The sequence below is a fragment of the Burkholderia latens genome (assembly GCF_001718795.1).
GTDB lineage: Bacteria > Pseudomonadota > Gammaproteobacteria > Burkholderiales > Burkholderiaceae > Burkholderia > Burkholderia latens_A.
This window is the reverse complement of record NZ_CP013435.1, coordinates 3067957-3086978: the sequence shown is the minus strand read 5'-3', so window position 1 is coordinate 3086978 and position 19022 is coordinate 3067957. Positions and strand designations below refer to the sequence as shown.

Annotated in this window: 12 protein-coding genes; 7 read left to right on the top strand and 5 right to left on the bottom strand. The window is 68.5% G+C overall.

Annotation, left to right across the window (positions count from 1 at the left end):
* Window positions 1-40: 40 nt before the first annotated feature.
* Window positions 41-2242: a TonB-dependent receptor gene (locus WK25_RS14285; RefSeq protein ID WP_069242005.1), complete on the top strand. Its 2202-nt coding sequence runs from the start codon at window positions 41-43 to the stop codon at window positions 2240-2242.
* A 61-nt stretch (window positions 2243-2303) separates the two neighbouring features.
* Here the strand turns inward: WK25_RS14285 and WK25_RS14280 are convergent, their stop codons facing one another.
* Entirely contained in the window at window positions 2304-3590 is a 1287-nt protein-coding gene (locus tag WK25_RS14280) for an MFS transporter (RefSeq protein WP_069241816.1), read from the bottom strand.
* 107 nt (window positions 3591-3697) lie between these two features.
* On the opposite strand from WK25_RS14280, the gene WK25_RS14275 reads away from it, so the two are divergent.
* Window positions 3698-4732: a LysR substrate-binding domain-containing protein gene (locus WK25_RS14275; RefSeq protein ID WP_069242004.1), complete on the top strand. Its 1035-nt coding sequence runs from the start codon at window positions 3698-3700 to the stop codon at window positions 4730-4732.
* 240 nt (window positions 4733-4972) lie between these two features.
* On the opposite strand, the gene dapA is transcribed toward WK25_RS14275, so the two are convergent.
* Both dapA and WK25_RS14265 read right to left on the bottom strand, forming a co-directional pair.
* Window positions 4973-5866, bottom strand: a complete 894-nt coding sequence (gene dapA / locus WK25_RS14270) for a 4-hydroxy-tetrahydrodipicolinate synthase (RefSeq protein WP_069241815.1) — start codon at window positions 5864-5866, stop codon at window positions 4973-4975.
* Between the two features lie 139 nt (window positions 5867-6005).
* A complete protein-coding gene (locus WK25_RS14265; protein ID WP_200884714.1) occupies window positions 6006-6203 on the bottom strand; it encodes a hypothetical protein in 198 nt (65 codons plus the stop codon).
* A 116-nt stretch (window positions 6204-6319) separates the two neighbouring features.
* Between WK25_RS14265 and WK25_RS14260 the strand changes: the two genes are divergently transcribed.
* On the top strand, window positions 6320-7339 hold the full coding sequence (locus WK25_RS14260) for a sulfate ABC transporter substrate-binding protein (RefSeq protein WP_069241814.1): 1020 nt from the start codon (window positions 6320-6322) through the stop codon (window positions 7337-7339).
* Between the two features lie 167 nt (window positions 7340-7506).
* Window positions 7507-8478, top strand: a complete 972-nt coding sequence (locus WK25_RS14255) for an ion channel (protein WP_040142271.1) — start codon at window positions 7507-7509, stop codon at window positions 8476-8478.
* 74 nt (window positions 8479-8552) lie between these two features.
* Here WK25_RS14255 and WK25_RS14250 read toward each other — a convergent pair whose 3' ends face one another.
* Window positions 8553-9167 (bottom strand): glutathione S-transferase family protein, encoded by a 615-nt coding sequence (locus WK25_RS14250; RefSeq protein ID WP_040142270.1) that lies wholly within the window; start codon window positions 9165-9167, stop codon window positions 8553-8555.
* A gap of 250 nt (window positions 9168-9417) precedes the next feature.
* Between WK25_RS14250 and WK25_RS14245 the strand changes: the two genes are divergently transcribed.
* Window positions 9418-9975, top strand: a complete 558-nt coding sequence (locus WK25_RS14245) for a sugar O-acetyltransferase (RefSeq protein WP_069241813.1) — start codon at window positions 9418-9420, stop codon at window positions 9973-9975.
* 2008 nt (window positions 9976-11983) lie between these two features.
* A complete protein-coding gene (locus WK25_RS14240) occupies window positions 11984-15559 on the top strand; it encodes an indolepyruvate ferredoxin oxidoreductase family protein (protein WP_069241812.1) in 3576 nt (1191 codons plus the stop codon).
* 175 nt (window positions 15560-15734) lie between these two features.
* Here WK25_RS14240 and WK25_RS14235 read toward each other — a convergent pair whose 3' ends face one another.
* Entirely contained in the window at window positions 15735-17402 is a 1668-nt protein-coding gene (locus tag WK25_RS14235) for a Na+/H+ antiporter (RefSeq protein WP_040144810.1), read from the bottom strand.
* Between the two features lie 289 nt (window positions 17403-17691).
* Between WK25_RS14235 and WK25_RS14230 the strand changes: the two genes are divergently transcribed.
* Window positions 17692-18978, top strand: coding sequence for an EAL domain-containing protein (locus WK25_RS14230; RefSeq protein WP_040144809.1), 1287 nt, complete (start codon window positions 17692-17694; stop codon window positions 18976-18978).
* The last annotated feature ends 44 nt before the right edge of the window (window positions 18979-19022 follow it).

Genomic DNA, 19022 nt, shown 5'->3' with positions numbered 1-19022 from the left:
TTGGAATGAGAATCATTATCATCAATGGAGTGAAATGAACATGAGCCGTTGCATCCAGTCGAGCGCGACGCCGCCGCGGCGCGCGACCGCGTCCGTCGCGTTCGCGATGATGACCTGCGCGACCGCGCCGGCGTGCGCGGAGGAAACGGAGCCGCGCCACGCGCCGCGGCTGGACCCGATCTTCGTGCACGGCGCCCGCGATGCCGGTTCGCGCGTCGACCGCTCCGGTTCCGCCAAATATGCGACGCCGTTGCTCGACGTGCCGCAGACGATCACCGTCGTGCCGCGCGTGGTGCTCGACGAACAGCAGGCGCTGAGCTTGCGCGAGGCATTGTCGAACGTCGCGGGCATCACGTTCAATGCCGGCGAAGGCGGCGGCGGCTCGGGCGACATGTTCAATATCCGCGGCTTCAGCGCGAACGCGAACCTGCAGCTCGACGGACTGCGCGACAGCGCGCAGAACAATCGCAGCGACCTGTTCAACGTCGACGCGGTCGAGGTGATCAAGGGGCCGAACTCGGTATTCGGCGGCGCCGGCACGACGGGCGGCACGGTGAACCTCGTCAGCAAGACGCCGAAGGCCCGCGCATCAACCGAGGCCGGCACGGTGCTCGGCACGTCGGGCTACCGCCGCGTGACGCTCGATGCGAACCGGCCGCTGCCCGGCACCGACGGCCGCACGGCATTTCGCCTGAATGCGATGGCGCACGTCAACGACGTGCCAGGCCGCGACGACATCCGCAAGCGGCGTTGGGGCATCGCGCCGTCGCTCGCGTTCGGGCTTGGCACGCCGACGCGCGTCACGTTCGGCTACTTCCACCAGTACGACAACAACCTGCCCGACTACGGGGTGCCTGCGTACAACGGCCAAGTGCTGGGTGGCGTGTCGCGCGACCGCTATTTCGGCTGGCGCAATCTCGACCACGAACGCATCACGTCGGATACGTTCACCGTGAAGGCCGAACACGATGTGTCGTCCGGCCTGAAGGTGCAGAGCCTGAGCCGCTATGCGCACCTGAATCGCGACACGGTGATTTCGGCGTCGCATGTGAACGTGCAGGGGCTGCCGCCGGGGCGCTACAAGCCTGCGGGGCCGCAGGGCTATGGCCGCGATGCGTCAACCGCGATGTGGGCGAACCAGACGAACGTCAGCGGCGCGTTCTCGACGTTCGGCATCGGGCATACGCTCGTCACGGGCTTCGAGATCTCGCGCGAGACGTACGGCCGGACGACCTATTCATACGGGCTCAATCGTTTCTATCCGGCCGGCGGTTTCGCGCTGGCGGCGCCGCCCGGCGTGTGGCACGGCCCGGCGCAGCGGCAGGACAGTGCCCGCAACGACACCGCGCTCGTCGTGAAGGCGCTTTACGCATTCGACACGATTTCGGTCGGCCGCCATTGGGACATCGACGTCGGGCTGCGACACGACTGGATCGACGGTCGATCGGAAGGCACCGCGGCGGGCAAGCCTGCCGAGCGCGCGGAAAGTTCCGATCGCCATCTGAGCACGCGTGCTGCGCTCGTGTTCAAGCCGACCGACAACGGTCGCGTGTATTTCGCGTACGGCACGTCGTTCAATCCGTCCGCCGAATTTCTCGTGACCAACGGTTCGGGCGTGAACGCGGCGACCGCCGCGCTCGCGCCCGAGAAAAACGAGAGCTTCGAACTCGGCGCGAAATGGGAAGGGCTCGCCGGCATCGCGCTGAACGGCGCGCTGTTCCACACCGAGAAGAAGAACGCGCGCGAACGGATGTCCGACGGCAGCTATGCGCTGGCGGGCCGGCAACGCGTGCGCGGTGTCGAGCTCGGCGCCGCCGGCAAGGTGACGCCGCGGTGGGACGTGTTCGCGAACTACACGTATCTGGCGAGCGTGACGCTCAACTCGCCTTCGTTGCCGCAGCGCGAAGGGCAGGCGCTCGGCAACACGCCACGGCACGCGTTCAACGTGTGGACGACGTACCGGCTGCCGGCTGGCTGGACGCTCGGCTACGGTTCGCATTTTGTCGGGCGGCGCAACGTGACGTCGCAGGGCGACGGCAAACTCGGCGCGTACTGGGTGCACAACCTGATGGCGAGCTACGACGTGAGCCGGCGCCTGCGCATTCAGCTGAACGTCGACAACCTGTTCGATCGCGCGTACGTCGAACGCGTGCGACAGGTGTTGGGCAACCAATCGCGCTCGTCGGCGGTCGAGTTCGGCGACGGCCGTTCTGCAATGCTGTCGGCCGTGTACAAGTTCTGACCGTCGCGCGCGTCGTCGGCCGCCGGCGGCGGCGCCTGCTGCCCGCCGCTCGCCGCGCTCTTCAGCGCGCAAACAGCGGGTAGGTCGCGGCGGCGATCAGTGCGGTCGCCAGCCACACCACGCTCCACGAAGTGGCCGCCAGCAGTGGCGGAATCGCAAGCGGCGTGGCGAACAGCCCGAGATAGACGATCGTGTTGGCCATCCCGAGCGCGGTGCCCGCATGGTTCGCGCCGGCGAGCGTCGCGAGCTCGGTGTACGCGACGCCGTGCCACGCCGACACGCAGATGCCGGCGAACACGAGCAGCGCGACGATCGCCGCGAGCGGCACGTGCGGGCTGCCGGCGGTCGCGGCCGCGAGTAGCGCGAACGAGCCGGCCGCAACGCACACCGACCCGCGCAGATACGCGCGCCGGTTGCCGTGCCGGTCGGTATGGCGGCCGCTCCACACGCGCATCGCCATCGCGCCGACTTGCAGCGCGACCATCGCCGCGCTGATGCCGCCGAGGCCGAGCCGGCCGAAGTCGTGCAGGAACACGGTCGCGAACGTCAGCACCGCGAACTGCGGTGCACACAGCGCGCCGATGCCGAGCACGATGCGCCACACGCGGCCGCTCGCGAGCGGGCTGCGCGTGGGCAGGGACGCGTGCAGGTGCGTGACAGCCGGTTGCGGCGTGACGGCATGGGTCGCGGTAGCGGGTGTTGCCGCCCGCGCATCGGGCGGCTCGTGCAGCCAGCGCCACGTGAGCGCCGCCGAGCCGGCGCACAGCAGCATCAGCGCGCCGTACACCGCCGCAAAGCCCGCATGCGACGCGAGCGACGGCAGCAGCGCCGCGCCCACGCCGCCTCCGAGCGGCACCGCCGTCTGGCGGATGCTCATCGCGAGGCCGCGTTCGCGCTCGCCGAACCAGCGCATCACCGCGCGTCCGCTCGACCCGTTCACGCTGCCGCCAAGCAGGCCGACGCAACACATCGCCGCGACGACGCGCATGAGCGGCGGCGCCGCGTGCGCGCTCGGAACGATCGCGACCACCATCAGCGCGAGCATCGCGGCGGTCGCGATCAGGCCGGTGAGCAGCACGCGACGATCGCCGAAGCGGTCGGCGGCCATGCCCCACGGCAGCTCCGACAGCGCGACGCCGAAGCCAAGTGCGCCGAGCACGAGCCCGAGCGCACCGTTGTCGAGCTGATAGGCGGAGCGCATCCACACGGCGGTGGTCGGAATGCCGGCCGCGGCCGCGGAAAAGCTCATGTTCGCGGCGACGCCGGCCGCGAGCACGCGCCAGCGATGCGCGGGACTATGCGCATCGCGCACGGCCGAACGCGGGGAGGCGAGGCAGGAGGTATCCATGACGATAGAGCCCGTTTGAAAATTGACATCGTCAGTGTGGCCGCCTACATTCATCCTGAAAATCGGAAAGTTTTTGATTAACTGTTCGATAAAACGGGATGATTCAGATGTCAGGACGAGACGAGGCCGAACAGGCTGCACCCGACGCTGCGCTGGCGCGGCCGAACTTCGACGTCGCGGCATTGCGCAGCCTGGTCGCGGGCGTGGACCTCGGCAGCTTCGCGAGGGCGGCCGATCGCGTCGCGCGCTCCACGTCGGCGGTGAGCGCGCAGATCCGCAAGCTCGAGGAGCAGGCCGGTACGCCGCTGTTCGTGAAGGCCGGCCGCGGGCTTGCGCTGACTGACGCCGGCGATGCGATGCTGCGCTATGCGCGCCGGATGATCGCGCTGAACGACGAAGCGGCCGCGGCCGTGCGCGGCGTGAATCTCGACGGCTGGGTGCGGGTCGGCCTGCAGGAGGATTTCGGCGAGGCGATCCTGCCTGACGTACTCGGGCAGTTCGCGCGCGCGCATCCGAAGGTGCGGATCGAAGCGCGCGTCGCGCGCAATGCGGAACTGCTCGAGCGGCTCGACGCGAACCAGCTCGACCTCGCGCTCGTGTGGGGCGATCCCGCGTCGGCGACGCTCGTGTCGCGCGCGGGCATCGACGCCGACGCGATCGCGCAGGTGCCGATGCAGTGGATCGCGGCGGTCGGCGCCGCAGGCATCGGAATGCCCGATGCCGGTGCCTACGCGGGCGGCGCGGACGCCGGCGATGCGGGGAGTCGCGCGCTGCGCGCGGGCGGCGAGCCGCTGCCGCTTGTCGTGTTCGACCGGCCTTGCCGGTTTTTCGGCGCGGCGACCGACGCGCTCGACCGCGCCGGCGTGCCGTGGCGCGTCGCGTTCACGACGCCGAGCCTGGCCGGGCTGTGGGCGGCGGCGGCGGCCGGTCTCGGGCTGACGGTGCGCTCGCACTACGGGCTGCCGGCATCGGTGCACGTGCTCGATGCGCCGTCGTTCGGGCTGCCGGCGTTGCCCAGCCTGCCGCTGATGCTGCTGCGGCGGACGTCGTCGGCGACGCCGACCGTCGAGCGGCTCGCACGAATCGTCACGCAGGCAGTGCGCGACGCGACGCAGCGCGACGCGGCGGTGCTGGCGGCGTGACCGGCATCCTGCGGCAGCGGCGCGGCGCCCGTCCGTATGGTTCGACCGAACGAGCGAACGAGCGAGCGAACGAATAGCCGAATAGCCGAATAGCCGAATAGCCGAACAGCCGAACAGCCGAACAGCCGAACAGCCGAACAGCCGAACAGCCGAACAGCCGAACAGCCGAACAGCCGAACAGCCGAACAGCCGAACAGCCGAACAGCCGGACAGCCGAATAGCCGCGCGCTGCATCGCAACCTACGCTGCCGCTGTGTCCGGCTCGAATTCGGCGAGGGCGGCAAGCATTGCAGCGAGCCTCTCCCGCAATGCCTCGCTCGCCGGCACGAACGGCAGTCGCAATCCGTCCTCGCACCAGCCCTGCGCGGCCAGCACCGCCTTCACCGGCGCCGGGTTGGGCTCCGCAAACAGCGCCGCAACCAGCGGCTGCAACGCGACCGACAACCGCCGCGCATCGGCGAGCCGGCCGTCGCGCAGCAGCGTATGAATGCGCACGTGCCATTCGGGCAACACGTGCGCGCTGCTCGCGATCGCGCCGTGCGCGCCCGCGCAAAGCGCCGCGAAGTTCTGGTTGTCGTCGCCGGACAGGATCGCGAGCCGCGTGTCGTGCACGAGCCGGCTCATCCGGTCGAGCGTGCCGCCGCACTCCTTGATGCCGGCGACACGCGGGTCGCGCGCGAGCGCCTGCAGCGTCTCCAGTTCGACGTTCACGCCGGTGCGGTACGGGATGTTGTAGACGAGCACCGGCAGGCCGGCGGCCTCGACGATCGCTTCGACGTGTCGGCGGATCCCGTCCTGCGTGGGCCGGACGTAGACGGGCGGCGTGACGAGCAGCCCGTCGGGGCGCAACTCGGCGAGCGCGCGTGCGCGGGCGGCCGCGAAGTGCGTCGCGCTCGCGGTCAGGCCGACGACGATCGGCAGGCCGGGCGCCGCGTCGCGCAGCGTCGAGAATACGGCGTCCTGTTCTCGTGCGTCGAGCAGCACGCCTTCGCCGGTCGTCGCGCCGGCGACGAAGCCCGCAATGCCGGCGACCGCATAGCGGCGCGCGAGCCGCGCGAGCGCGCCATGATCGACGTCGCCGTCATGAAACGGCGTGATGACCGGCAGCCAGATACCTTCGAAACGTGTGTGCATGCAAAGCCTCATGGTGGAAACGGAGTGGGAGGAAACCGTTCCGCCGGCGGTATGCCGGAGCGAGGCGTGCGAGCAAGGGGAGTGAAACGACCTGCGGGCATCCCGTCCGGCATTCGCCTGACGGGACGCGACGTCCCCGTCAGTCGAGGAGTCGTTTCTTGAGTTTCAGCCCGGCCGCGCGCGCACCTGCCGCGGCGGCGGCAACGATCGACGGCGAGCGCAGGGAAGCGGACATGAACGAACCGTGAAAAGGGCTGAGCGGCGATCTTAACACCGGATCCGGCGCGCACGCGAGCGGCGCGCGCCGCTTAAGCAGGATTCGAGATTTGCTTTCCACGACAGATTGGAAGGCACGCCGCGCGCGGCCGCTAGAATGCCCGCTTACGTTTCGATGACAGCGCGTGCGCGCGCCGTCGCGCACATTCACCACCACTGGAAACGGGGCATATCACGATGGCAAGCATCATGGGGATCGGCCGCTGGCTGCACACGGGCGCCGCGGCGGCGCTGGTCGTCGCGGCAACGGCCGCGCACGCGGACACGTCGATCCTGAACGTGTCGTATGACGTGACGCGCGAGCTGTACAAGGACATCAACGCGAGCTTCGCCGCCGCGTACAAGCAGCAGACCGGCGAAACCGTGACGATCAAGCAGTCGCACGGCGCATCGAGCGCGCAGGCGCTGTCGGTGCTGCAGGGGCTGCAGGCCGACGTCGTGACGATGAACCAGCCGAACGATATCGATCTGCTCGCCGAGCGCGGCCAACTGCTGCCGAAGGACTGGCGCGCGCGCTTTCCCGACGCCAGCTCGCCGTATTCGACGACGATGGTGTTCCTCGTGCGCAAGGGCAACCCGAAGGCGATCAAGGACTGGAGCGATCTCGCGAAGCCGGGCGTCCAGGTGATCATCGCGAACCCGAAGACGTCGGGCAACGGCCGCTACGCGTATCTGGCCGCGTGGGGCTACCAGAAACAGAAGGGCGCGACCGATCAGCAGGCGCTCGACTTCGAGAAGGCGATCTTCCGCAACGTGCCGGTGCTCGACTCGGGCGGACGCGGCGCGACGACGACCTTCACGCAGCGCGGCATCGGCGACGTGCTCGTCACGTTCGAGAACGAAGTCGCGCTGATGGATACGGGCGTGTCGGGCGCGGAATTCGATGCCGTGTATCCGTCGGCGAGCATCCTCGCAGAGCCGCCGGTCGCCGTCGTGGACAAGGTCGTCGACAAGAAGGGCACGCGCAAGGTCGCGCAGGCGTATCTCGACTACCTGTATACGCCGCAGGCGCAGGAGATCATCGCGCGGCACCATCTGCGCCCGCGCGACGCGAACGTGCTGAAGAAGCATGCGGCCGAATTCAAGCCGCTGAAGACGTTCAGCGTCGAGCAGGTTTTCGGCAGCTGGGCGAACGCGCAGAAGACGCACTTCGCCGACGGCGGCACGTTCGATCGCGTGATCGTCGACCGCAAGTAGGCGCCGCGCACGCCGCGCGCGTGCAGACAGCACCGCCGCGCAACCGGCCGCTCATGCGGCCGGTTTTTTTTCGGCTTGCGGCGTCGGATGCGCGTGGCCACGCAGCGCGTTCCGCCCGCCGCGTTCGCGTGCTACGCTCATCGCCTCCGTGCTCCGGGCCTCCCGCAATGACCGTCGATTCGTCTTCCCCCGCCTCCCGCGGCCGTGGCCGCAAGCTGTGGTCGGGCACCCGCCACGTGATCGCATACGGGATGCCGCCGCTCGGCTGGCGCGACCTCTACCATCGCGCGCTGACGGTGAGCTGGCCGGTGTTTTTCCTGTCTCTCGCGGTGCTGTTCCTGCTGCTCAACAGCGGCTTCGCGATGCTCTATTTGCTCGGTGATGCGCCGATCGCGAACCAGTCGCCGGCCGGGTTCGTCGGCGCGTTCTTCTTCAGCGTCGAGACGCTCGCGACCGTCGGCTACGGCGACATGCATCCGCAGACGATCTACGCGCACCTCGTCGCGACGTTCGAGATCTTCATCGGGATGTCCGGCATAGCGCTCGCGACTGGTCTCGTATTCGCGCGGTTTTCCCGGCCGCAGGCGAAGATCCTGTTCGCGCGCCATGCGATCGTGCGGCCGCTGAACGGCAGGATGACGCTGATGGTGCGCGCCGCGAATGCACGCCAGAACGTGATCGCCGAAGCGCAGGCCAAACTGCGGCTGATGCGGATCGAAGGCACGCACGAGGGCTATACGCTGCGCAAGATTCACGACCTGCCGCTCGTGCGCAGCGAGCATCCGATCTTCCTGCTCGGCTGGAACCTGATGCATGTGATCGACGAATCGAGCCCGCTGTTCGGCGAGACGGCCGAATCGCTTGCCGCGCGCGATGCGTCGCTGCTGATCACGATCGAAGGTTCCGACGAAACGACGTCGCAGGTCATGCAGGCGCGTTATTCATGGGAGCATGCGGACATCCGCTGGCTGCACCGTTATGTCGATCTGATGCACGAGGAGGACGGCGTCACGCACATCGATTACACGCACTTTCACGATGTCGTGCCGGTGGACGCCGATAGCGACGAGCGCGGGTCGCCGGGCGTGATCGTCGATGCCGACGCTACGGCGCCGCCCGGATCCAGGCCCGCGCCGTAGCGCGGGCGCTGCGCGCGAACGTCGCGGCATCGGTGCGCGCGCCGCGATCGCACCGCGTGCCGTTGTTCCGCGCGTCACGCGTGCAGCAGCCGCGCGGCTTCGCGCTGTTCGATCGCCACCGCGCGCCGGTAGCCGTCGCGGTCCTCGGCGCGCGCGACGTAGTCCGCGAGCACGCCGTCGTGCGGCAGCAGGTGCGCGTCGAACGCGATCTTCAGCGTGCTGGCGAGCAGCAGGTCGGCCGCGGTGAAGCGGTCGCCGACGAGCCAGCGGCCACGGGCGAGCGTCTGCGCGAGCGCGCGCTGCACGCGCGTGATGTTGCCCCAGCCGAACGCGACCGGGTTGCCCGACGCGCCGGTGAATTTCTCGGCCATCGCGGGCTCGAGGCAGGTCGGCGTGAAGAACATCCACTGCAGGAAGCGGCCGCGCAGCGGATCGTCCGGCGCGATGCCGAGCCCCGCGCCCGCGCAGCGATCGGCGAGATAGAGCAGCACGGCGCCCGATTCGGCAAACGGTTCGCCGCCGTCGTCGAGCGCGGGCAGTTTGGCCATCGGATTGACCTGGACGAACGCGTCACTGCCCTGTTCGTGCGAGCGCAGGTCGATCGGCACGAGTTCGTAGACGGCGCCGATTTCCTCGAGCATCCATAGCGCCCGGAACGCCCGGGTCTTGGGCCAGTAGTAGAGCTTCATCGCGCCTCCGCGTTGTCAGTGCGTGTCGGTTCGGTCGATGCTCAAGCGTACTCGCGCGGCAACGGTTCGGACAGGGGAAATAGGGAAGCGGTGCCGCGTGGCATGCGTCCAGACATCGCTGGTCATGTGACGGTTGCGGCAGCGGGCATTCCGCGCATCTCGACCGCAGCACCGTTCAGTCGTAGTTCTTCATATAACTAGTCATTTAATGACTATCGGTGGGTAAGCCGTGCACGGAAAGGAGCAACGAATGACACACGACGATCGCATCACCGTCGTTCCGCGGCGAACACCCGAATCGGCCGCGATGCGCGCCGAGCTCGCGCGGACGATGGCAATCACTGCCAGACTCAACCGTTTGACGTTCGACGATGCGGACGAAGTCCGCGCGCTGTTCGGCGAACTGATCGGCAAGCCGATGGATGGCGGCTTCCTGCTGATTCCGCCGTTCTACGCGACGGGCGGCGCCGATATGCGGGTCGGCCGCAACGTGTTCGTCAACCAGAACTGCACGTTTTATGACCTCGGCGGACTCGATATCGGCGATGATGTGATGATCGGGCCGAACGTGAGCCTCATCACGTCCGGGCATCCGATCGAACCGTCCCGCCGGCGTGATGCGGTCGTTGCGCGGCCAATCGCGATCGGAAACAACGTGTGGATCGGCGCGGGCGCGACGATCATCGGCGGCGTGACGGTCGGCGAGAACGCGGTGATCGCCGCCGGTTCCGTCGTGACGAAAGACGTTCCGCCGAATACGCTGGTCGCGGGAAATCCTGCGCGAGTGATCCGCTCGATCGCGGAGTGACGCGTTTGCCTGATGCCGTGTGCGGACAGCGAATGTGGACAACTCGGCGCGCCATTCACTCGAAACGCTGTGAAATCGAATGGTGAGCGCGCGGCATCAGGCTGACTTCGCGCTGCTTCCGGGCGTGTTGCGCCGCCCGCATCGAGCAGCATGGCGCCCATTTCGGCGAACGGGGCGCTACTGTTGTCGACCGCGGGCAATCAGGATCATCGAATCGACTTCGATGAACGTGTTGCAGCTCCGGTCGTGCGAACGCCAGCCGATTTGCGCGAGCGCGCAGAGGTGCGGATCTCTTCGCGCGCCCATAGCGGCGGCGCGACATCCTTGTGCGTGCCGGTTGTGGATATCCCGGTCTCGCAACCACTTGACACGCTGTGCATTTCACCGGTGAGAGCGCGCCTGCGGCCGGACGCGCGGTGCAGGGTGTGGATAACCGCGCCCCCGCCGACGAAAAACGCTGTGCGCTTGAACGGTGAGCGCCGCCGATCAAGCGCGCGGGACGCTTGCCCCGCGCGGACTTCCGGGCGGGGCGCGAAATCCGGAGTGCGCCGCGCATTCCAACAGCGCGCGCAAAGCGGCGCTAGATTCGTACGCGGATCGCGGTGTGGATATCCTGCCGCGGCAATCACTCGAAGCGCTGTGTATTTCAATGGTGAGCGTCGGCGCCCGGTCGAACCGGGTGCTGGTTTGCGCGTCGGCTGGCGATGTTCGTCACGGCTTCGAGGGTCGCGCATTCTAACCGCACTCGTGATCGCGTGTATCGCCCGAGCGCCGGCCGCGGTGTGGATATCCGGTCACCGAAAGCAGTCGACGCGCTGTGGATTTCATCGGTGAGGGCGCCGGCGTGCTGCTCCGCCGTGCCGGCGCGAACCAGGATGCTCGGCCCTCTGCGCGTTTGAGGGCGCTGTCGATTACGCCCAACGTGGCACTTTGGCGCGATTCCGTTCAGACGCTCACCGTTGAATTTCACAGCGTTGCGAGTGGTTGTTGGTCGTGCTTTCCACACCCTCATCGATGCCGTCGTTCGATCGCCGGATTGTCGCTCACCATAGGAAGTCACAGTGTTTGGAGTTGTTGTGTGCGCACGGATCGGCGCGCTCGTTTGCTCGGGGGTTGTCGCTCACCATCGGGATTCACAGTGTTTCGAGTCGTCGCGCGGCGGGCTATCCACATCCAAACCGGTGTTCTCGTTCGATTGCATGCCGATGCTCACCATCGAAAAGCACAGGGTTTTGAGTGTCCGATGGCGGCGATATCCACACCCGTGCCGGCGCACCCGGCATTCGGCCGCCGAACGCGCGCCTGCATTGTCGCGACGGCCGGACGGCCGCCGGGATAGCGACGACGCACACCGCAGTGTGGATATCCCGCTGCCGAATCGACTCGCGAACCTGTGCATCCGGACGGTGAGGGCGAAGGCTGCGCCGGCGCGCAGGAGTCGGGCTGTGTGGATATCTCTCGCCGACATCGACTCGTCACACTGTGGATTTCGACGGTGAGCGACTGCATCCGCCCGGACAGCAGACAGGGCGAGGTGTGGACATCCGGCGCCGGACGCGACTCGAAACGCTGTGCGATCGAATGGTGAGCATGCTCGCCAGCTGCCCGCAGCCGCGGCATTGTGGACATCCGGCACCCTCGACCAATCGGAACGCTGTGCATTTCACCGGTGAGGACGGGCGCGTTTCGCCGCCCGAACCCTTGTCGCGCGGGCCGCGGGCGCCCGCCGCCGCGCTCTCGATCTGCGTCCGGCGCATCGCGGCCGTTTCGAAGCAACGTGCCCGCTCATCCCGGAATACCCCGAACAGCTCCCGCGACCTCCCGCGAAAACTCTCTCAATTTCGCCGCAAAACCTGCGTGGTTTTTCTCACTACGCGGCGTCCCGAGCAAGATGAGAAAAAACTTTCTCGTGTTGCCGCGAAAGAATAGAGTCATCCGGCTGCACCGGCCGGCGTCGCCCGACGCCGCAGCGCGCGGCCCCAGAACAGCACAATCAGGAGACATCCCCATGACCGCCCGCCTGCCAGTCGACGGCACGCCCGCCCTGTCCGACTACCGTCTGACCGACAACCTGACCGCTACGCGCGGCCGAATCTTCCTGACCGGCACGCAGGCGCTGATCCGGCTGCTGCTGATGCAGCGCGCATCCGACACCGCGCAGGGCCTGAACACGGCCGGCTTCGTCAGCGGCTATCGCGGCTCGCCGCTCGGGATGGTCGATCAACAGCTGTGGAAGGCGAAGAAACTGCTCGATGCCGGCGGCGTGCGCTTCCTGCCCGCGATCAACGAGGAACTCGGCGGCACCGCGGTGCTCGGCACGCAGCGCGTCGAGGCCGACCCGGAGCGCACCGTCGATGGCGTGTACGCGATGTGGTACGGCAAGGGCCCGGGCGTCGACCGCGCGGGCGACGCGCTCAAGCACGGCAACGCGTACGGTTCGTCGCCGCACGGCGGCGTGCTCGTGGTGGCGGGCGACGACCACGGCTGCGTGTCGTCGTCGATGCCGCACCAGAGCGACTTCGCGATGATCGCGTGGCACATGCCGGTCGTGAACCCGTCGAACATCGCCGACATGCTCGAATTCGGCCTGTACGGCTGGGCGTTGTCGCGCTTCTCGGGCGCATGGGTCGGCTTCAAGGCGATCTCGGAGACCGTCGAGTCCGGCTCGACCGTCGATCTCGACGCGCTGCAAACGCAATGGCCGGCGCCGCCGGGCTTCACGCCGCCCGCGGGCGGGCTGCACAATCGCTGGCCCGACTTGCCGAGCCTGACGATCGAGGCGCGCCTCGCCGCGAAGCTCGACGCGGTGCGCCATTTCGCGCGCACCAACAGCATCGACAAGTGGATCGCGCCGAGCGCGCGCGCGAACGTCGGCATCGTTACCTGCGGCAAGGCGCACCTCGACCTGATGGAAGCGCTGCGCCGCCTCGACCTGACGGTCGACGACCTCGACGCGGCCGGCGTGCGGATCTACAAGGTCGGCCTGTCGTATCCGCTCGAAATGACGCGCATCGAAACCTTCGTCGACGGGCTCGCCGAAGTGCTGGTGATCGAGGAGAAAGGTCCCGTCATCGAGCAGCAGATCAAGGACTACCTGTACAACCGCGCGGACGGCGCGCGCCCGCGCGTGCTCGGCAAGCACGATGCGGCGGGCGCATGCCTGCTGTCCGAGCTCGGCGAACTGCGTCCGTCGCGGATCCTGCCGGTGTTCGCCGACTGGCTCGCGCGCCACAAGCCCGCGCTCGATCGCCGCGAACGCGTCGTCGATCTCGTCGCGCCGCAAATCCTGTCGAACGAAGCGGACGCGGTGAAGCGCACGCCGTATTTCTGCTCGGGCTGTCCGCACAACACGTCGACGAAGGTGCCCGAAGGCTCGATCGCGCAGGCCGGCATCGGCTGCCACTTCATGGCGTCGTGGATGGAGCGCGACACCACCGGCCTGATCCAGATGGGCGGCGAAGGCGTCGACTGGGCCGCGCACGCGATGTTCACGAACACGAAGCACGTGTTCCAGAACCTCGGCGACGGCACCTACTTTCACTCGGGCATTCTCGCGATCCGGCAGGCGGTCGCCGCGAAGGCGAACATCACGTACAAGATCCTCTACAACGACGCCGTTGCGATGACGGGCGGGCAGCCGGTCGACGGCAGCATCTCGGTGCCGCAGATCGCGCGGCAGGTCGAAGCGGAAGGCGTGTCGCGCTTCGTCGTCGTGTCTGACGAACCGGAGAAGTACGACGGCCATCACGGGCAGTTCCCGGCCGGCACGACGTTCCATCACCGCAGCGAGCTCGACGCGGTGCAGCGCGAGCTGCGCGAGACGCCGGGCGTCACCGTGCTGATCTACGACCAGACCTGTGCGGCCGAGAAGCGGCGGCGGCGCAAGAAGGGCGAATTCCCCGACCCGGACAAGCGGCTGTTCATCAACGACGCGGTGTGCGAAGGCTGCGGCGACTGCGGCGTGCAGTCGAACTGCCTGTCGGTCGAGCCGCTCGAGACGCCGCTCGGCCGCAAGCGCCGCATCGACCAGTCGTCGTGCAACAAGGATTACTCGTGCGTGAACGGCTTCTGTCCGAGCTTTGTGACGGTGGAAGGGGCGGCGCTGAAGAAGGCGGCCGGCGTCGCGTTCGACGAAGCGGCGCTCGCCGCGCGCGTCGACGCGCTGACGGTGCCCGCGACGCATCTGGACGCGGCCCCGTACGACATGCTCGTGACGGGCGTCGGCGGCACGGGCGTCGTCACGGTCGGCGCGCTGATCAGCATGGCCGCGCACCTCGAAGGCAAGAGCGCGTCGGTGCTCGACTTCATGGGCTTCGCGCAGAAGGGCGGCTCGGTGCTGTCGTTCGTGCGGATCGCGTCGAGCGACCGGTGGCTGAACCAGGTACGCATCGACACACAGCAGGCCGACGTGCTGCTCGCCTGCGACATGGTGGTCGGCGCGAGCGCGGAGGCGCTGCAGACGGTGCGCCACGGGCGTTCGCGCATCGTCGTCAACACGCACCGGATCCCCAACGCGTCGTTCGTGCAGAATCCGGACGCGAGCCTGCACGCGGACGCGCTGCTGGAGAAGATGCGCCACGCGGCCGGCGACGGCTATCTGTCGAGCTGCGACGCGCAGGCGCTCGCCGCGAAATTCCTCGGCGACTCGATCGGCGCGAACATCCTGATGCTCGGCTACGCATGGCAGCTCGGCCTCGTGCCGGTGTCGCTCGCCGCGATGATGCGCGCGATCGAGCTGAACAACGTCGCGGTGCCGATGAACAAGCTCGCATTCTCGATCGGCCGCATGGCCGCGGGCGACGCCGCGGGCCTCGATGCGTTGTGGAATGCGCGTCACACGGCGACCGCTGCGCATGCGGCGCCGGAGACGCTCGCCGAGCTGATCGCCGACCGCGAGGCGCGCCTCGACGCGTACGGCGGCGCGCGTTACGTCGAGCGCTACCGCGCGCTGGTGAGCGCCGCGCGCGCGAAGGGCGACGATGCGCTGACGCGCGCGGTCGCGACGACCTTCTACCGGCTGCTCGCGGTGAAGGACGAATACGAGGTCGCGCGGCTGTACGCCGACGGCGCGTTCCGTGCTGCGCTCGAAGCGCAGTTCGACGGCGTGCCGGGGCAGGACTATCGCGTGAAGTTCAATCTGGCGCCGCCGACGGTCGCGAAGGCGGGCCGCGACGGCAGCGCGCCGAAAAAGCGCGTGTTCGGCCAGTGGATGTGGCCGGTACTCGGCACGCTCGCGCGGGTGCGCAGCCTGCGCGGCACGTGGCTCGATCCGTTCGGCCGCACGGCCGAGCGCAGGATGGAGCGCGCACTCGCGGACGACTACGAGACGACGCTCACGCGCGCGCTCGCCGCGATGACCGCGGAGAACGCGGCGCAGGTCGCGCAGCTGGCCGAGCTCCATGCGCGCGTGCGCGGCTTCGGTCACGTGAAGGTGCGCAACCTCGCCGGCGTGAAGCGTGCGGAGCGCGAACTCGCGCTGCAGCTCGGCATCGACGCGGCGACGAGCGCGGCCGTGCAGCACGCGCTCGACGACATGAAAGGGGCTGGCATGCTGAAGGGGATCCCGGTCGTCGTCGCGAAGTAACGCCAACGCGCGCGGGCGGATGTGCAAACGGCGACGCTCGCGCGTCGCCGTTTGTCATTCGGGAACCGTCATGCAGCCGGCAAGGACATTCGGCATCGCGCCGAGATGACCCGCCGCGGCGCGGTGTCCCTTCGTGGAGCCGTGCCGCGCAGCGCGGGGCCGCTTCGACATGCTGCTAGACGATCCCTTTCTTGCGCGTCGACAGCGCCGTCTCCGACAAATCGATCTCCCGAATCAGCTTCGTCAGCGTCTCGTCTGAAATCCTGCTTTCGCTGCGCAGCCGGTACAGCACCGAACGCTCCGCACGCACCGCCGCGATCCGCATCTGCAATTCCATCGTTTCCGCCTGCTTCGCTTGCGCACGCGGCGTCGGGCCGTCGTCGGCGAGCGCGGCGAGGCGGCGGCGATACTGGTCCATCACGCGCGCGGAGATGTCCGCGCAGCGCGCGGCGCCCGATTCGTCGAGATCGGCCGAGATCGCGTCGTGCGACGCATCGATCGCGCGAATCGCGGCCTGCGCGGCGGCCGCGCGCGCGCGGCGCTCCTCGTCGGCGAGCGGGTTGCGCGTCGAGCGCACGCCGCGCAGCAGCAGCGGCAGGCCGATCACGGCGACGATCAGCGAGCCGAGAATCACCGCCGACGCGACGAAGATCGCGGTGTCGCGCCCGGGCAGCGGCGTGCCGTCGGACAGCGCGACCGGGATCGACAGCACGCCCGCGAGCGTGACCGCGCCGCGCACGCCGCCGACCGTCATCACCGCGATCGTGCGCACGCCGGCCATTGTGCCCGCGAGGCCGTGGCGCGCCGCGCGGCGGCTCGCGATCCAGCGCAGCAGCCACACCCACAGGAAGCGGATCGCATAGAGCGCGAGCATCATCGCGCACACGTTGAAGATCATCCGGCCGACGAGCGCGTCGCTCGTATGATGCGCGTCGACGAGCGCGCGGCCGATGATGTGCGGCAACTGCAGCCCGAGCATGATGAACACCATGCCGTTGAACACGAACTCGATCATCGCCCACGTGCTTTCCGCGCGCACGCGCGATGCGACGGTGCTTTTACGCGAGAAGCTCGTGTAGTTCATCATCATTCCGGCCGATACGGCCGCGAGCACGCCGGACAGGCCGAGGTGCTCGGCGAACAGATACGCGGCAAAGGGCACGAGCAGCGTCATCACGATGCCTGGGGCCGGATCGCCTTCCTGCTCGGCGTTCAGGAAGCGCGTCGACAGCGCGCTGAACAGCCACGCGACGAGCGCGCCAGTCGCGAGTCCGCCGGCCGCGACGATCACGAACGTGAGCGACGCGTCGCGCAGCGAGAACACGCCGGTGAGCGCGGCCGCGATCGCGAATTTCAGCGCGACGAGGCCCGACGCGTCGTTCATCAGCGCTTCGCCTTCGAGAATGTGCATCAGCTGCGGCGGAATGCGCCCCTTGCCGGCGATGCCCGACAGCGCGACCGCGTCGGTCGGCGACAGCACGGCCGCGAGCGCGAACGCGATCGGCAGCGGCAACTCGGGTATCAGCCAATGCGCGAAGTAGCCGACCGCGAGTACCGTCATGAACACGAGCCCGAACGCGAGCATCAGGATCGCGCGGCGCTGCAGGTACAGCTCGCGTTTCGGAATCCGCCAGCCGTCCGCGAACAGCAGCGGCGGAATGAACAGCAGCATGAAGATTTCGGGATCGAACGTGACGTGCAGATCGAGCTTCGGCCACGCGAGCATCGCGCCGAACGCGATCTGCATCAGCGGCAACGGCAGCCGCAACGGCAGCACACGCGTGATCGCGCCCGACAGCGCGACGGTGAGCAGCAGGATCAGAACTGTGAAAACGATTTCCATCGATACGGCATTGGAGAGAATGAAACGATCGTCCGGAGTGTAGCGTGACGGCCGCACCGCTGCGCTCGAGTGCGCCGGTGCGCATGCACGCAGACGGTGCATGCGGCCCGCGCCACGCTGGTGCGGCGGCGGCGAACCCGCGCAGCGCGCCCGGGTTCAGCGCTTGCACGGACCTTGCTTGATGCTTGCGTACCGTCCGGCACTGCCGGACAACCGAGGAATTCACCATGACATTGCGCACGCCGTCCCGTTCACCCGCCGCGATCCGCGGCATCGCCCGGAGGGCACCATGACGATCGTGCAGCAAGAGCGTCCGGCCGCCGCGTCGCCGTACCGTTTCGAGCGGGAGATGAGCTCCGGCCTCGAACGCCTGGCCACGCAGCACCGCGACCTGACGCTCACGACCGTGTTCCAGCCGATCTTCAGCCTGTCGCACCAGCGCGCGGTCGGCTACGAGGCGCTGCTGCGCGCGCATGACGCACTCGACCGTGCGGTGTCGCCGCTCGACGTGTTCGGCGAGGCCGCGCGTCAGGGCGAGCTGCTGCAGCTCGACCGGCTCGCTCAGGCGCTGCATCTCGAGAACTTCACGCTGCTCGGCGCGGAGCGCGAGTGGCTGTTCCTCAACGTGCATCCGGGCGTGCTCACCGACCCGTTCCAGGCCGCCGCGCTGTTCGCGAACCTGAAGCGGCTCGGGATGCCGCCGCGCCGCATCGTGCTCGAAGTGCTCGAACAGCGCGCGGAGGACGTCGAACGCCTGGCCGACGCCGTGCGCGAATTCCGCGCGCAGGGTTTCCTGATCGCGCTCGACGATTTCGGCGCCGGGCACTCGAATCTCGAGCGCATCTGGCAGCTGAACCCGGACATCGTGAAGCTCGACCGGATCATGCTGTCGCACGCCGCGCACCGCACGGGGCTGACCGCGATCCTGCACGGGCTCGTCACGCTGCTGCACGAGGCCGGCAAGCTCGTGCTCGTCGAAGGAATCGAGACCGAGCACGACGCGCAGATCGCGCTGTCGTGCGAGGCCGACTTCGTGCAGGGTTATTATTTCGGCCGGCCGGCGCCGGGCCTGCCCGACAGTGCGACGGCCACTGGCTGCATTGGCGAGCTGACCGAGCGGTATCGCGAGCAGACGGAGGTCCGCGAGCGGCGCGACGCGCAGCGGCTCGCGCCGTACCTGCGCGCGTTCGAGCGCGCGGCCGAGCGGCTGGCGGCGGGCGAGCCGCTCGACGAGGTGTGCTGGAACTTTCTTGCGCTCGACGATGCGGCGCGCTGTTTCCTGCTCGATGCGCGGGGCCGCCAGGCCGGCCGCAACGTCGTGCTGCGCGCCGATCGCGCGCTCGCCGAGGCGCGCTTCTCGCCGCTCGCCGATGCGCAGGGCGCAAACTGGCTGCGCCGGCCGTATTTCCGCACGGCGATCGCGGAGCCCGGACGCGTGCAGGTGACGCGTCCGTACCTGTCGATCAACGAGGCGCAGCCGTGCGTGACGCTGTCGGTCGCCGTGCGCATCGGCGACGCGCTGCACGTGCTGTGCGGCGATATCGACTGGGCTGACGAGGACGCGGGCGGCGCATAGCGGCGGCGCGGCGCTGGCGCGGTTCCCGGCGCTCGGCTAGGATG

Excerpts from the sequence above, each read along its gene's own strand:
- WK25_RS14285 (WP_069242005.1), top strand. The coding sequence starts at position 41 with ATGAGCCGTTGCATCCAGTCGAGCGCGACGCCGCCGCGGCGCGCGACC.
- WK25_RS14280 (WP_069241816.1), bottom strand. The coding sequence starts at position 3,590 with ATGGATACCTCCTGCCTCGCCTCCCCGCGTTCGGCCGTGCGCGATGCG.
- WK25_RS14275 (WP_069242004.1), top strand. The coding sequence starts at position 3,698 with ATGTCAGGACGAGACGAGGCCGAACAGGCTGCACCCGACGCTGCGCTG.
- dapA (WP_069241815.1), bottom strand. The coding sequence starts at position 5,866 with ATGCACACACGTTTCGAAGGTATCTGGCTGCCGGTCATCACGCCGTTT.
- WK25_RS14260 (WP_069241814.1), top strand. The coding sequence starts at position 6,320 with ATGGCAAGCATCATGGGGATCGGCCGCTGGCTGCACACGGGCGCCGCG.
- WK25_RS14255 (WP_040142271.1), top strand. The coding sequence starts at position 7,507 with ATGACCGTCGATTCGTCTTCCCCCGCCTCCCGCGGCCGTGGCCGCAAG.
- WK25_RS14250 (WP_040142270.1), bottom strand. The coding sequence starts at position 9,167 with ATGAAGCTCTACTACTGGCCCAAGACCCGGGCGTTCCGGGCGCTATGG.
- WK25_RS14245 (WP_069241813.1), top strand. The coding sequence starts at position 9,418 with ATGACACACGACGATCGCATCACCGTCGTTCCGCGGCGAACACCCGAA.
- WK25_RS14240 (WP_069241812.1), top strand. The coding sequence starts at position 11,984 with ATGACCGCCCGCCTGCCAGTCGACGGCACGCCCGCCCTGTCCGACTAC.
- WK25_RS14235 (WP_040144810.1), bottom strand. The coding sequence starts at position 17,402 with ATGGAAATCGTTTTCACAGTTCTGATCCTGCTGCTCACCGTCGCGCTG.
- WK25_RS14230 (WP_040144809.1), top strand. The coding sequence starts at position 17,692 with ATGACGATCGTGCAGCAAGAGCGTCCGGCCGCCGCGTCGCCGTACCGT.